9 protein-coding genes are annotated in these 15,098 nt (G+C 69.0%); 4 read left to right on the forward strand and 5 right to left on the reverse strand.

Annotation, left to right across the window (positions count from 1 at the left end):
• Nucleotides 1-151 precede the first annotated feature (151 nt).
• On the forward strand, nt 152-2,299 hold the full coding sequence (locus VF329_10940) for a hypothetical protein (GenBank protein HEX7081521.1): 2,148 nt from the start codon (nt 152-154) through the stop codon (nt 2,297-2,299).
• 155 nt (nt 2,300-2,454) lie between these two features.
• Entirely contained in the window at nt 2,455-2,889 is a 435-nt protein-coding gene (locus VF329_10945; protein HEX7081522.1) for a hypothetical protein, read from the forward strand.
• Between the two features lie 16 nt (nt 2,890-2,905).
• Here the strand turns inward: VF329_10945 and VF329_10950 are convergent, their stop codons facing one another.
• The 3 genes from VF329_10950 to VF329_10960 are packed head-to-tail and all read right to left on the reverse strand — an operon-like array spanning nt 2,906 to nt 7,588.
• Nucleotides 2,906-3,850 (reverse strand): alpha/beta hydrolase, encoded by a 945-nt coding sequence (locus VF329_10950; GenBank protein HEX7081523.1) that lies wholly within the window; start codon nt 3,848-3,850, stop codon nt 2,906-2,908.
• A 16-nt stretch (nt 3,851-3,866) separates the two neighbouring features.
• Nucleotides 3,867-5,210 carry a DUF1552 domain-containing protein gene (locus tag VF329_10955; protein ID HEX7081524.1) on the reverse strand — a complete coding sequence of 448 codons (1,344 nt, stop codon included), beginning with the start codon at nt 5,208-5,210 and terminating at the stop codon, nt 3,867-3,869.
• A complete protein-coding gene (locus VF329_10960; protein ID HEX7081525.1) occupies nt 5,207-7,588 on the reverse strand; it encodes a DUF1592 domain-containing protein in 2,382 nt (793 codons plus the stop codon). Before VF329_10960 ends, VF329_10955 begins: the two co-directional genes overlap by 4 nt.
• A gap of 119 nt (nt 7,589-7,707) precedes the next feature.
• Between VF329_10960 and VF329_10965 the strand changes: the two genes are divergently transcribed.
• Both VF329_10965 and VF329_10970 read left to right on the forward strand, forming a co-directional pair.
• Nucleotides 7,708-9,303 (forward strand): ankyrin repeat domain-containing protein, encoded by a 1,596-nt coding sequence (locus VF329_10965; GenBank protein HEX7081526.1) that lies wholly within the window; start codon nt 7,708-7,710, stop codon nt 9,301-9,303.
• A gap of 219 nt (nt 9,304-9,522) precedes the next feature.
• Nucleotides 9,523-12,624 carry a TonB-dependent receptor gene (locus VF329_10970; GenBank protein HEX7081527.1) on the forward strand — a complete coding sequence of 1,034 codons (3,102 nt, stop codon included), beginning with the start codon at nt 9,523-9,525 and terminating at the stop codon, nt 12,622-12,624.
• A gap of 45 nt (nt 12,625-12,669) precedes the next feature.
• Here the strand turns inward: VF329_10970 and VF329_10975 are convergent, their stop codons facing one another.
• Both VF329_10975 and VF329_10980 read right to left on the reverse strand, forming a co-directional pair.
• A complete protein-coding gene (locus tag VF329_10975; GenBank protein ID HEX7081528.1) occupies nt 12,670-13,146 on the reverse strand; it encodes a cytochrome c in 477 nt (158 codons plus the stop codon).
• Nucleotides 13,143-15,095: a thiamine pyrophosphate-binding protein gene (locus tag VF329_10980; protein ID HEX7081529.1), complete on the reverse strand. Its 1,953-nt coding sequence runs from the start codon at nt 15,093-15,095 to the stop codon at nt 13,143-13,145. Before VF329_10980 ends, VF329_10975 begins: the two co-directional genes overlap by 4 nt.
• Nucleotides 15,096-15,098 lie beyond the last annotated feature (3 nt).

The following is a 15,098-nucleotide window of genomic DNA, read 5'->3' on the forward strand; positions in this document are numbered from 1 at the left end:
GTCGAACCGGAGCCAGCGCGGCATCCCGATGCACGACCACGACCCGCCGGCGTTCGCCGCGCGCGAGTGACCCTTGGCACGTCGAGCAAGAGCTGGGGGACTTGCCGGCCGTCTCGTTCGGCGCTGCGCCGCGCTCTGGAAGAGCATTCGCATGCTGTATCGCGTGCTCCTGCTCGTCCGCTTCAGCATCCTGCTCGGCATCGTCGGCGGCCTGGTCCTCGTGCTCAACGCGCAAGCGCAGGACGTGCTTCGAGCGCTCGGCGAGGAGCCTGACCGGCGCATCGTCTGGTTCGTGCTCGCGGCAATCGGCAGCGCCGCCGTCGCGTGGTGGTCGACCCGCGTCATGTTCTACTTCCGCTTCCGAGGCAATCCGGCGTCCTCGCCGCGCGTCTATCCTCGGTTGAAGGAGCACTTGCCCCGGCTGATCGGCGCATCGGCGCTGGGGCTGATCGCCGTCGCGTTGCTCGAGGCGTCGCTCGCATATCCCACGCGATCGTCGGGACCGGGTGCGACGCTCGTTGCGCTCGGCGGGCTGTTCATCGGGCTCGCCGCCGCCTTCGTCTACGTCACGCGGAAGCGGCGCGACTGGTTCCTGCGCCGCGAGAGCGATCGGCCGCGAGACTTGCGCTCGGTGCGCGAGCTCGCGCCGATGACGTGGGCGCCGCTCGCGACGGTCGCAGCCGCCGGCTTCGCGTTGATGGTCGTATTCGCCTACCGCGCCGTGGACTTGGCGCCCGTGATCGGCACGGCCGCCGTCGCCATGCTCGCCGTGATCGGATTGATCCCCGTGGCGAGCTTTCTCGTTTATCTCGGCAACCGGCTGCATCTGCCCGTCGTCAGCCTCCTGCTGCTCTGGGCGGCTTTCAGCACGTACGCCTCCGACAACCACTACGTTCGCGTCACATCCGAGATGGCTTCGCACGCCATGCCCCCTGCCGTTCCCTCGGACGACGCGGCGGACGAGGACGTCATCGTCGGCGACTACCTCGAGGGCTGGGTTGCGCCCCTGCAATCCGGTGCGGCGGGCAAGATTCCGGTCTTCATCGTCGCGGCCGAGGGCGGCGGCATTCGCGCCGCGTATTGGACCGCGCTCGTCCTCGGCGAGCTTCAGGACCGGGCTGCGGCCGAGGGGCGGGACTTCGCGCGCCACGTCTTCGCGATCAGCGGCGTATCGGGCGGGTCGCTCGGCGCCGCCGCCTTCGCGGCGCTCGTTGCGAACGATGCCGCGAAGCGCGCGAGCGATGCGAGCGCCGGTGCCGCATTCGACGGAAACGGCGCCGGCGGTCCGGAGCAGCGCGCTGCCGCGTGCCCCGGCGGCGACGCCGGAGATACCGGCGTCCGAGCGCGCGCCGAGCGCGTGCTGCAGCGCGACTTCCTCGCACCCGCCGTCGCGGTGATGCTCTTCCCGGACCTCCTCCAGCAGCTCGTGCCCTTCGGCTTTTTGAACGATCGCGCCGTCGCGCTCGAGCGCGCGTTCGAAGCGGCATGGGACGCCTGCGAGCCGGGCCGGCGCTTCGCTCGGCCGTTCTCGGCGCTTTGGTCGGGGCCCGATCCTCATGCGGTGCCGTTGCTGTTCTTGAACAGTACCGTCGTCGAGACCGGCCAGCGCCTGATCGAGGCCCCGGTCACGATCCGCGAGCCGGAATTCAACGAGGCGATCGACGGCCGACGCGCACTCGGTCCGGAAGTGCCGCTCAGCACCGCCGTGCACAACAGCGCTCGATTCACATACGTGAGCCCGGCGGGCACGGTGCGCCGCCGCGATCGAGCCGTCGACGTCGACGGGCGCACCGAGAGCGAGTGGATTCGGCTCGTGGACGGCGGCTACTTCGAGAACTCGGGTGCCGTGACTGCGGCGGAGATCCTGGACTCGGTTCGCGACGACAAGCCCGCTCTCAGTGCACGCGGCATCGAGATCGAGCCGGTCGTGATCCACATCAGCAACGACCCGGCAACGACGGATCCAAGCGATCTGCTCGAGCGGCGCAAATGGCTCAATCAGCCGGTCGCGCCGGTCAAGGCGCTGCTGCACACGCGTCAGGCGCGGCTTCCAGGCACGCGAGGATCTCGCTCGGCGGTCCGGCGTGCATTTCCACTTCCGGCTGTGCCGCGATCCGGAGGGCGGCCGCGGGCAGCCGCTGCCGCTCGGGTGGGCGCTTTCGGCTCTCGCACGGGACGAGATGCGGCGGCAGCTCGGACTTTTGCCCGACGGGGGCGCGGCCGCCGCGCGCAACGCCGCGAACATCGAGGCCGTGCTCGCGCTGCTCGCCGGCGAGGCGCCGCAAAGCGATCCGGGTGACGTATGGGCCTGTCCCGGCGCGGAAAGCGGGACTCGATCCGCGCCGGAGTCGGCCGAGGCCTGAAAATCGGCCGGCTCGTCGTCGCTCGACGGCCGTCCGATCACGGCTCGCAGGGGCCGAAGCTCGCGCGGAGACCTACCGCCGACGCCCGGCCATGGCACGCTTGTTGCACTTCCGGCTCAACTTTCGGCCCGAGGAGAATCGCATGCAGCGTTGGGTGTCGAGCATCGCCGGATTCGCGCTCGTGTTTTTCGGAGGCGGGCCGCTCGGCGCCGTCGCGTTCGCTCAGGACGGCAGCCCTCGGCTACCGGTCGGCTTGACGCTCCTCGGCGCGGACGACGCGCCGTGTGACGGCGACCTGATGCTCGAGTCGGGCATTGGGGGCGGCGAGGGCTTGCACCGCGTCCGCGAAGGCCAGCACGCGGTCTTCGAGGTGGAGAGCCCGAACGTCGGCTGGATGTGTGTCGACGACGAATCGAGCTCGGACACGATGGAGTGCCCCGAGGAGACCACGCACGTGCGCATCCTGCGCGCCGCCGACGATCCGGCGGTGCTGTTCGAGTGCTACGGGGTGAGCACGCGGCCGTAACGACGAGCGGCCGCCCTCAAGCCGCAAGGAACGGTAGCAGCTCCGCGAGCGTCTCCTGCGGGTGCGACTCGTGGAACGAGTGCCCGCCGGGCATCGCCTTGCCGGTGACGTTCGTGCCTTCCTCGCGCCAGATCCCGAGGACGTCGTAGAGCCGGCCCATCGTGCCGCGCTCGGCCCACAGCACGAGCAGCGGGCATTGGATTTTCTTGTCCGAATCCGCCTCGTCGAGCTCGAGATCGATCGACGCCGATGCGCGATAGTCCTCGCACATCGCGTGCACCATGGCCGGATTCGACAAGGCGCGGCGATACTCGGCGGACGCCGGCGAATTGCCGCGCCCGCCCCAGCGCTCGAGATCCGCATTGATGATGTTCTCGGGGAACGGCGCCGGCCGGATGAACAGGAACCAGTGAAAGTATGCCTCGACGAATTCCTTCGTCAGATGGTTGTAGAGATAGTGAGCGGGCACGATGTCGAGCACGGCGGCCCTCTCGACGCGCTCCGGATGATCGAGCGCCATGCGCCGGATCACGCGCCCGCCTCGATCGTGGCCGACCGCGCGGAAGCGCTCGAAGCCGAAATGCTGCATGACCTCGATCTGATCCTGCGCCATCGCCCGCTTCGAGTAGTTGGCGTGATTCTCGCCGTCCTCGGGCTTGCTGCTGTCGCCGTAGCCGCGCAGGTCCGCGGCCACTACCGTGTAGTGCTTCGCGAGCTCCGGCGCGCACGCGTGCCACGACGCGTGCGTCTGCGGCGCGCCGTGCAGCAGGAGCAGCGGCGGACCCTCGCCGCCGATGACGCATTGGATCTCCGCGCCGCTCGTCTTCACGCGCTCGGTGCGAAAGCCGGGGAAGAGCCGCGCGTCGGCCGCCTCGGATTGCGCGGCCGCGGTCACGACCCGCGCAGCCGTCCATGCGGCCGCGACCGTGGCGGCGCCCTTCAAGAGATCACGTCGGTCCATTCGAGCCTCCTCGAGCTCAAGCAGCGCCCCGCGGCGCGAGATCGAGCGTACCGGTGCTGTCGCCGAAGCGGTCGACGTCGACACCGACCGCCTGGAGCACCGTCACGAGCAGATTGCACATCGGCGTGTCCATCGGATACGCGACGTGCCGGCCCGCGGGGATCGTGCCGCAGAGCCGGCCGAACGTGAGGCACGGAATGTCCGAGTGCCGGTGCAGGTTTCCGTTGCCCATGCCGCCGCCGTAGACGATCAAGCTGTGATCGAGCAACGAGCCGTCGCCGTCCGGCGTAGCCGCGAGCTTCTCGACGAAGCGCGCGAAGACGGAGACGTTGTGCGTATCGATCCGCGATTTCAGCGCCATCATGTCCGGATCGTCCCTGTGATGCGACACGAGGTGATGCGCGCTCGGCACGCCGATCTGCGCATAGCTTCGGCCGCTCAGCTCGCGCGCGAAGATCATCGTGAAGACGCGCGTCATGTCGGTGCGGAACGCGAGGTGCTGGAGGTCGAACATCAGCGCCGCGTGCTCCTCGAAGGTCTCCGGGATGTCGGTGGGCCGCTCGGGGAGATCGACGGACTGCCCGCCGCGGGACTCCGCGTTGTGAATGCGGCGCTCGACGTCGCGGACGGAGTCGAGGTACTCGCGCATCTTCGACCGGTCGCCGGCGCCGAGGCGATTCGAGAGGCGCTCCGCCTCGTGCATCACGGAGTCGAGCAGGCTCGCGGTGTGCTCGATGCGCGCCATGCGCTCGGCGCTCGTGCCGCCGTCGCCGAAGAGCCGCTCGAAGACGGCGCGCGGGTGGATCTCGGTGGCATTCGGCGTCGTCTCGTTCCGCCACGAAACCGTGTTGACGTAAAAGCAGTCGCCGGAGTCGCAGCTTCCTTCCTGGGGGACCTCGACGGTCAGCTCGAGCGAAAGGAGCGGCGTATCCCGTCCGATCTTGCGGGCCGCGACCTGATCTGCGCTCGTCGCGACCCGCACCTCGACACCGGGCCGCGTGCGGTCGTAGACGTGCACGCCGGTGAGCCATGCGGCGGAAGCGCGTGTGTGATCGCCCGAGCCGTCGCCTTTCGAGTCGGCCTCGAGGTGCGAGAGCCCGGTCAGCACGTTCATGTGGTCGCGGACCGCGGCCAGCGGCTTCAGGTTCGGCGGCAGCTCGAAGCCCGTGCCCGCCGTCCGCGGCTTCCAGTCGTCGTGGATGATGCCGTTGCCGATGTAGACGAAGCCGAGCCGCGGCACCGGCGGCGGCGCCTGTGCGAAGGCCGGCGTCATCGCGTCGAGCATCGGCAGCGCGAGCGTCGCGCCCGCGCCCCGCAGGAACGTGCGCCGGTCGAGCGCCTTGCGCGTAACGAATCTCATCGCCTCCCCTCCATATCCGCGGCCGCCGCGACGCGCTCGCCTGCGCGGGCGTTGCGCATGCGGAACGGCACGCTCTTCACGATCCCCTTCACGATCGACGCGAACGCATAGTCGTCGCGCGCCGCTTCGCGCACGATCCGGCGTACCGCCGGCGCATCGTAATACTGCACGTTCCGGCCGATCGCAAACATCAACAGCTTTTCGGTGAACGCCGCGGCGAAGCGCTCCGGGTCGCGCGTCAGGAATTGCTCGAGGCCCGCGAGGCCGTCGATCGGCGTGCCGTCCGGCAACGTGCTCGATGCGTCGATCGGCTGCCCGGCATCCGTGTCGCGCCACCGGCCCACGGCGTCGAAATTCTCGAGCGCGAAACCGATCGCGTCCATCCGGGCGTGGCAGGCCGCGCAGGCCGGATCCGCGCGGTGTCGCGCGAGCGCCTCGCGCATCGTCAGCGCCTTGCCCGCGGACGCATCTTCCGTGACGAGACTCGGCACGTTCGGCGGCGGCGGAGGCGGCGGCGACGCGAGCAGGTTCTCGAGGACGTACTTGCCGCGCAGCACCGGGGACGTGCGCGTCGGGTAGGACGTGAGCGCGAGGATGCCGCCCTTGCCGAGCAGACCCGCGCGCGGGCTGCCTTCGGGCAGCGTCACGCGCCGGAAGCGGCTGCCGCGGACGTTCGGGATGCCGTAGTGCTCGGCGAGCCTCTGGTTCACGAACGTGTAATCGGCCGAGAGCAGGTCCAGCACGCTGCGGTTCTCGCGAAAGATGCTGCCGACGAAGAGCTCGATTTCGCGTCGAAACGCTTCGCGCAGCGTCTCGTCGTAGTCCCGGAACAGGAAGAGGTCGGGATCCTTGGCCTCGAGGTCGTGCAGGAAAAGCCATTGCACGGCGAAATCCGTGACGAGCGATTCGGCGCGCGGGTCCGCGAGCATGCGCTCGACCTGCGCCTCGAGCACGGCGGGCTCGCCGAGCCGCCCCGCTTCCGCGAGATCGAGCAGCTCGTCGTCCGGAATGCTGCTCCACAGGAAGAACGAGAGCCGCGTCGCGAGCTCGAGATCGCTGACCGGGAACGCCTCTCCCGGCGTCACGCCGGGCGGCTCGACCTCGACGCGGTACAGGAATTGCGGGCTGACCAGCAGGCGCTCGAGCGCGAGCTGAATCCCCCGCTCGAAGCCGCCTTCGGCGCGGCCTGTCTCGAAAAACGGCAGCAGGTCGGCCAGATCGGCCTCGTCGACGGGGCGGCGGTAGGCGCGGCGCGCAAGCGTGCCGAGAATCCGCCGCGCGCACGGGAGCTCCGCCTCTGCGGTTTCCGGCCGGCAGACGAAGATCCGCGCGCGGCTCGGTGTGTCGCCCGGGCCCGCCGCATTGAAGGGTCCGCTGACCGTGACGCGCTCGACGTACGGAAGCGTTCCCCGGCTCCGGCGCCGCACGCGCAGCGTCGACTCGTCGAACGCCTGGGACCGCTCGACGAAGGTCACGCCGACCTTCGCCGGACCGGCGGCGGCCGGAATGCGGAACTCGAGCGGCTCGGGCCGTCGCGGGACGCCCGGGCCCGACGGCGCGATCGTGGCCGCTGCGGCCCGCTGGCCGTCGATCAAGATCTCGAGCTCGTGCGGCTCGTCGCCGCGGCCCCCGACCTCGACCCGGACGGCATATTCCGCGTCGAGGGGGAAGTACGTCTCGATCAGCAGGCCGCCGCGTGTGCCGATCGGCAGGCCTTCGACGTGCCGGTCCTGCGGGTACTGCAACGGCGTCCGGTGCAGATTCACGAGCACGGGGGCGCTCGTGTCGCCGACCGCGAGCCGGCTGATCTTGCGGGCGGCATCGAAGTAGCGCTCGAGAATGCGCGGCGAGACGAAGAGAAGCTCGGCGATGTTGTCGAAGCCGCTGCTCGCGTTGTCGGCCGGCAGGAGGAGCTCGAAGTCGAGCTCGGCCGGAAGGTTGCCGAGGGCGAGGAGATCGCGCACCGCGTTGCGGTACTGCGTGCGCGTGAGGCGGTGGAGCAGCGGCAAGTCGCCGGCGTTCGGGTGCGCGGCGGCGTGCGCATCGAGCGCCGACTCGAGGTAGCGGCGCATCGCCTCGTAAGTCGCCTCGTCCGGCCGCGGGCCTCCGGAGTCCGCCGGCGGCATCTCCCGGGCGGCGACTTTGCGTACGACTTTCTCCCACACTTCGGCGCGATCGCCGACCTGATCGAACAGCGCGGGATCGAGCACGAGGTCGCCGGAACGCGTGACGGGATCGTGACAGTCGATGCAATAGCCGGCGACGGCGGCCCGCGTCACGGCGCCGTCGTCCTGGAAAAACCCCGCCCGGTGCGCGGCCCAGAAGCCGGCGGCGGTTACGAGCGCGAGCCCCGTGACGAGCCGGAAGCGTCTTCTCACGTTGCGAAGGAGGCCCGATCTCAGGCGAGACAAATTCCCACCTATTGCTGCGACGAGTGCTATCCTGACTATAAACTCATCGTCGGAAGCGGTCGAGCAGCGAGGTGGGGCGTCGAGAGATGCAACGCGAAACGAAACAGCTCGTTCGCCGGCTTGTGCGCTCTGTCTTCGCGCTCGGCGCATTGGTCGCCGCCGCGGCTTCGGCAGGCGAGCTGATCCAGGCCGTCGAGAGCGGTGACGGGCAAAGCGTGCGCGCGCTGCTCGAGGCGGGCGCTGCGCTCGACGAGGCGCAGGCGGACGGCACCACCGCGCTGCACGTGGCCGCGCTTCGGGACGATCTCGAGATCGCCGATCTGCTCCTCGCGGCCGGGGCGGACGTTCACGCCGCGACGCGCTACGGCGTGACACCGTTGGCGCTCGCCGCGGCGAACGGCAGCGCGCCGATGCTGCGCCGCCTGCTCGAGGCCGGCGCGGATCCGAACGAGACCTCGCGGGAAGGGCAAACCGCGCTGATGAGCGCGGCGCTGAACGGACGCATCGAAGCGCTCGACGTGCTGATCGCGCACGGCGCCGACGTCAATGCGGTCGAGCCGTTCCGCGGCCAGACTGCGCTGATGTGGGCGGCGGGCGCGGGGCAGGCGGCCGCCGTGGAGCGTCTCGTCGCTGCCGGCGCCGACGTCGCCGCTCGATCCCACGGCGGCTTCACGGCGCTTCTCTTCGCCGTGCGGGAGAACCGCATCGAGGCCGCACGCCAGCTGCTCGAGCACGGCGCGAACGTCGAGGACCATGCGCCGGACGGCACCACGGCGCTCAACATGGCGGTCGTCAACGCCTATTACGACCTCGCCGCCATGCTGCTCGACTTCGGCGCCGATCCGAACGCCCCGGATCCGCGCGGCAGCGCGCTGCACACCGTCGCGTGGCTGCACAAGCCCGGGTCCACGTGGGACGCCGCAGCGCTCAGCGCCGAGCCCGAGACCGCGCCGCGGCCCACGGGCCGCGTCACCGCGCTCGAGCTCGCCCGCAAGCTCCTCGAGCACGGCGCCGACCCGAACATTCGCGCGCGCTTCGAGGAGCAGCGCTTCACGAAAGGTCTCGGCACGACGATGAACCCGCCCGGGCTCATGCTCGGCAGGCACTACCTCACGTACAACGGCGCCACGCCGTTCTACGTCGCGGCGCGCAACGGGGACTATCGCCTGATGGCGCTGCTCGCCGAGTTCGGCGCGGACGCGACGATCCCGAACGTCGGCGGCGTCACGCCGTTGATGGCCGCGGCCGGGCTCGATTACTACGAGGGCGAGACCCCGGGCCCGTTCGTCGGGGTGCCGGAAGCCGAGCGGCTCGAAGCGGTCAAGCTCGCGCTCGAGCTCGGCAACGACATCAACGCGCATACCGACTTCGGCGATTATCCGATGCTCGGCGGCCCGGAATTCACGCTGCTCACTTATCCGTTGAACTTCGACGACCTCGACGAGCTCGGCATGGGCGACCCGCGCTTCGACGGCATGACGGCGCTGCACGGCGCCGTCATCTCGAACCAGCCCTCGATCGTCCGGTATCTGATCGACCAAGGCGCGGACGTAAACGCAACAAACACGCTCGGCTGGACGCCGCTGATGGTGGCCGAAGGGATCTTTCTCGCTAACGCGAAGAAGGAATTCCCGGCCGCGGCAGAGATGTTGAGGGAGGCCGAAGCGCTCGCCGCGCGGTGACGAAAAGCCCACAGCCCTCCCGCACTTCTTCACACCACTCGCGCTTTGCTCTTGAACTAGAATCGGGGCGCACCGCCGGCGCGGTTCGCGGGAGCGGGCGCCGGCGCGACAGGTGCTCAGGGGGAATCGTGCGTTTCGAACGCGCCGCGGCATCGGCGGCGCGCGCATTCGCGGCTCGACACGCCGAGGCCAGCAGGCTGCCGAGAAGGGGGGAATGTTGTGGCCAAGCAACGCAAAAGATCGAGGAAGGCTCTGACGATCGCGAGCTCGGGGCTCGCTGCGCTCGCCGCCGGCGAGTGCGCTCTCGGACAAGATTCCGCGCCCGCTTCGATCGAGGAGGTTACGGTCACCGGCTCGCGCATTCAGCGCGACGTCGGCTTCGCTTCGCCGGTCCCGGTCACGGCCGTCGCGCAGGAGGAGCTGACGATGTTCGAGCCCGGCCTCGGCGTGGCTCAGCAGCTCGAGAGCCTGCCGCAGTACTTCGGGAACGTGAGCTCCGACGACATCGCGGGCCGTGTCTCCGCCGACGTGGGTCAGAGCCAGCTGAACATGCGCGGCATGGGCGGCGAGCGAACGCTGGTGCTGCTCGACGGGTTGCGGATCGTGCCTTCCGATCGCCGCAGCTCGGTCAGCGTGGACTATCTGCCGAGCTCGCTGATCCGGCGCGTCGAGGTCGTCACGGGCGGAGCGTCGGCCGCGTACGGCGCGGACGCCGTGGCCGGCGTCACGAATTTCATCCTCGACCGTGACTTCACCGGGCTCGATTTCTCCGTGCGAACCGGCATGAACGAGTTCGGCGACGGCGAGTACACGCGCGGCTCGGTCACGTGGGGCGACGATCTCGGCGCCAACGATCGGCTGCACCTTTTCGGCACCGTCGAGGCGCGGGTCAACGACGGCTACCGGCGCGGCGAGCGCGGCGACGCGTATGCCGTCGACTGGGACAAGGAGCAGGGCTACGTCCTGAATCCGGAGTGGTTCCCCGGCGCGCCGCCCGGCATCCCGCAGCGGCTGACGATGGACTACGTGTACGACACGGACTTCTCGCCCACCGGATTGATTCGCCAGCCGGGCTTCTCGCTCGACCGCTACCAGTTCACGGAGGACGGCACCGGCGTCATTCCGTTCGAGGAAGCCGACTTCGTGTCGCTCCCCGGGCAGCCGGGCACGCAGCAATCGCAAGCCGGCCAACCCGGCGACTATCAGTACGATCTCTGGAAGCGCACGCATCCGCAGACCTTCGAGCGCGTCGGCGTCGAGCAGCAGACGGTCTTCCTCGGCACCGACTTCCTGCTGAACGACACCACGACGCTGTGGGGGCATGCACTCTACGGCCGCACGAAGAACACCGTGGAGCCGACCACCTCGGGCGGCTCCGGAACGTTTCTCGGGCACGCGGGTCTCGCGTTCATCACGGCCTTCCGTGAGAACCCGTTCCTGCCGGAGGAAGTGCGCGAGGCCATGGAAGCGGAGGGGCTCAATTCGATTCGCGTCGATCAGCACGGCTATCTCGATTCCGACTGGGGCTATCAGGAACAGCCCGTCATCACGAACGAGCTGTGGTCGTGGACGATCGGCTTCGACAAGGAGCTCGTCGGCGACTGGAATCTCCGCGGCGCGTTTCAGTACGGCGAGGCGAAGAAGCGCAACAAGAACAAGAACTGGGAGCGGCTCGACCGCTTCTATCTCGCGACGGACGCGGTCGAGGATCCGGAGAACCCCGGCGAGATCGTATGCCGCATCCAGCTCGTCGCGCGCGAGCTCGAGCGCCAGGGGCGCAACCTCGAGGAGGAGCTGCATCAGTGGGCGCTCGAGAACACCTCGGTGTTCCACACCGACTCGCTCGAGCTCGATCCGTCCATCCCAAGTCCGATCGACTACCCGATCGCCGTCGACAGCATCGACGGCACGATCAGCGACTGCGTGCCGGTGAACATGTTCGGCAACGGTAACCAGTCCCAGGAAGCGATGGACTACATCTTCCCGGATCGGCACAAGGTCGGCGTCTCGCGGCAGAAGCAGCACTTCGCGGAGCTGCTCGCCACCGGCACGCTGGCCGAGGGATGGGCCGGCGCGATCGAAGGCGCGTTCGGCGCCACGTATCGGAAGGAATCGATCCATCAGTACATCGAGGACACGGCGATCGATCTCCTCGGCCCGATCTATAACGTCACGCTCGACGACGGGACGGTCGCAATCCGCGGTATTGCGCCGTTCCTGCACGGCTCGGCGACGAACCTGCATCGCTTCTCGGACCAGCCGACGTTCAAGGGCGGCTTCGACGTCTGGGAGGTGTTCACGGAGGAGGTCGTGCCGCTCTTCTCGACGGATAACGGGCGCTACGGCGAGCTCAGCGTGGCGGCGCGCTTTACGGACTACTCGCGCGCCGGCGAGAAAGTCGTCTGGAAAGGCGGCCTGAGCTTACAGCTCACGGAGGCTTTCCGCTTCCGCGGCACGTACTCGCACGACATCCGCGAGGGCTCGTTCGAGGAGCTGTTCGTGCAGCAGGGGCGCGGCACGGACGTCACCGATCCTTGGAACAACAACGAGAGCTATACCACGTTCAACCTGACGGGCGGCAACCCGGATCTCGAGCCGGAGGAGGCCGACACGACGGTGGTCGGCTTCGTGTACCAGCCGACTCGCGTGCCCGGCCTGCAGCTCTCGGCGGACCGGTACGTCGTCGACCTGTCGTCCGCGATCGGCACGTTCGAGGAGCAGGAGATCGTGGATCAGTGCTTCGAGACGGGTGCCTTGTGCGATCGGGTCGAGCGCTCGCCCACGACCGGCCGCATCAATCGGGTGAAGACGCTGTTCGTGAACATCGACGCGGCGAAGGTCAGCGGCTACGACTTCGAGGCCTCGTACCGAATCGAGCCGGATTTCTTGAACAACCGCTCCGAAGCGCTGATGCTGCGTGCGTTCGCCGGCTACATGGACGAGAACTCGTCGACGCCGCTCGGCGGGACGAAGATCGATCAGGCCGGCAGCGCGAACCTGCCGAAGCGGACGTTGACCGCGACGGTGAGCTACAACGCCGGCAACTTCGGCATCAACCTCCAGCAGAACTGGCGCAGCCGCACGAAGCGCAACATCTCGTGGGTCGAGGGCGTCGACGTCGACGACAACAGCGTGCCGTCCGTGAGCCTCACGAACCTCGGCGTGTTCTGGACCGGCGATACGGCCGGCGGCAACACGTGGCGCGCGTCGCTGAACGTGAACAATCTGTTCGATCGCGACCCGGTCATCGCCGGCACGACGCTCGTCGGCGACGTCCTCGGACGGCGCTATTCGCTCGGGTTCGAGTACAGCATGCAGTAGCGGCGGACGGAACGAGCCGCGGCTGGACCCGCCGAGCGCCGCGCGTCATTCGTCGAGCAGGGGGATGTCCTCGAGCGCCGGCGACGTCGACGGCAGGGCGTCGAGGTACGCGTAGATGTCGGCGAGGTCCTGATCGGAGACGTCGTCGGCGGCGTAGGGGGGCATCGCGCCGCCCACGTTGCCGCGGTAGAACGTCGCCGGATTGCGCACGTAGGCGATGAAGCCCGCCTGATTGAAGCGGGTAGGGTTGAGCCGCGGCGCGGGCCCCGTCTCTCCGGTATGGCCGTGGCACGCATAGCATCTGAGCTCTGAGTAGCGCACGGCACCGCGCTCCGCGTCCCCGACGAGGTCTTGCGCGGCCGCGCCACAGGCGAAGCAGGCCGCCAGCAACGGCAAAAAAGCTGCCTGCAAAAAAGGTGTCAGACACCTTTTCTCGAGAGGAAACGGTGTCAGACACCATTTTTCGTCCGAAAAGGTGTCTGACACCTTTTTCGCCGAAGCCTTTTTCGCCGACACCGTCATCGCGGTTGCGTCACGACGTCGAGGAGCGCCGGCTCGCCGGCGCGGACGCGGTCGAGCGCGCGGGCAAGCGCCGGGGCGAGATCGCTCGGATCCTCGATCGGCCCTTCCGCATACATGCCGTAGCCGCGCGCCATGCTCTTGTAGTCGATGTAGGGATCCTCGAGCGTGGTGCCGATGTGCGCCCGGTCCGCGCCCCGGCGATGCAGGCCGCAGTTCTGCTGGATATACATGAGCTCGGCGTGGTACGCGCGGTTGTTGTGCATCACGGTCAACAGCGGGATGCGGTGGTGCACGGCCGTCCACAGCACGCCCGGGGCGTAGTTCAAGTCGCCGTCCGTCTGAATGTTCACGGAGAGGCGCCCGTGCTTGCGGTTCGCGAGGGCGGCGCCGACGGCGGCGCCCGGCCCGTAGCCCATGCCGCCCGCGCCGGAGCTCCCGATGTAGCGATAGCGCTTGTCCATGTTCCAGAGCCGGCCCGGCCAGCCGCTCAAGAACGTTTGCCGCGATACGAGCGACCAGTCGTCGTTTCGGATTTGCGCCCAGATCTCCGCGCAGAGCCGCGGGATGCTGATCGGGCTCGCGTTCCAGCCGTAGCGGGCCTCGGCGATCGCGGCCTCGCGCTCGGCGCGATGCGCGGCGGCGATCGCGGCCCCCCGTTCCTCGAAGGTTCGCCGGCGCCCGGGTGTGACGAGACGGCGAACCTCCTCCAGCAGCGCGGGCAGCGTCGCTTCGGCGTCGCCCGGAATCGAAAGATCGAGCTCCGCGTAACGGCCGTAGTCGTGGATGTTGCTGCCGTGAGCGAGCTCGACGGAGGAGATGCCGATCGAGCGCCCGCCCGAGGCGCGGGCCGCCCGCGCGACAGTCGACATGTCGTTGACCTCGAGCGCGAGCGTGACATCGGGCTCGTAATCCGCGCCGCCGCGCCCGTAAAGCGGATGCCGCCACGGGAAATCGACGCGCTCGCCGCCGGAGACCGGCGCTTGCAGAAGCTCCGCGAGCTCGACGAGCAGGTCGAGACCGGCGTCGGTTCTCGCGGCCCTTTGCGTCACGATCTGCGGCCGCTCGGCCTCGACGAGCCAGCGCGCGGCCTCGCGCACGGCGGCGAGCTCGCCCTGCGGCGGATGCGGCAGCGCGAGGCGCGGAATGCGAAGCGCCGACGGGTCCGCGAGCGGCCGCCCCTGCATGTCATGATCGGCCGCGACGAGCACGGGCCCCATCGGCGGCGTCATTGCGATCGCGTAACCGCGGACAGCGGCCGTCGCGAACTGCTCGGGCGTGAGGCTCTCGGCATCCCATTTCACGTAGTCGCGTACGAGCGCGCCCATGTCCTGCGCGCTGTGCGCGCCGGTCACGCCCCCGCCCGGCTCCTGGTGGTTGCCGACGATCATGAAGATCGGCACACGGTCCGCGTAGGCGTTGTAGATGGCCATCGCGGCGTGCAGCAATCCGACCGTGCCGTGCATCAGCGCCATCATCGGCTTGCCTTCGATCTTCGCGTAGCCATGCGCCATCGAGACCGACGACTCCTCATGCAGGCACGTGAGGAACTCCGGATTGCGGTTGCCGCCGTGGTTGATGAGCGATTCGTGCAGGGACTCGAAGCTCGAGCCGGGATTCGAGGCGACGTACTCGAAGTCGAGGCTTTTCAGCACGTCGACCATGAAGTCCGACGCCGGGTGCTCGATGAAGCGCGACCCGACGGTCGACGCGGGCCCGGCCTCGCGGCGAAGCTGGCCGTCGCTCGGCACCGGCGCCCGCGCCCGCGGCGTCTCCGCCTGCGGCTGCTGCGCGTTCGCCGGCGGCGCCGCCGCGAGCGCCGCCGCCCCGGCCGCGCCTTTCAGAAACTCCCGCCGGGTGCCGGACAAGCGTTCCGTGCGCTCGGCGCCCACGATGCTTTCGGTGCTTTCGGCGCCGGACACGGTTTGTGGAGCTTTCGCGCGCTTCGACATCGG

The sequence above is a fragment of the Gammaproteobacteria bacterium genome, assembly GCA_036381015.1.
GTDB lineage: Bacteria > Pseudomonadota > Gammaproteobacteria > Steroidobacterales > Rariloculaceae > ZC4RG20.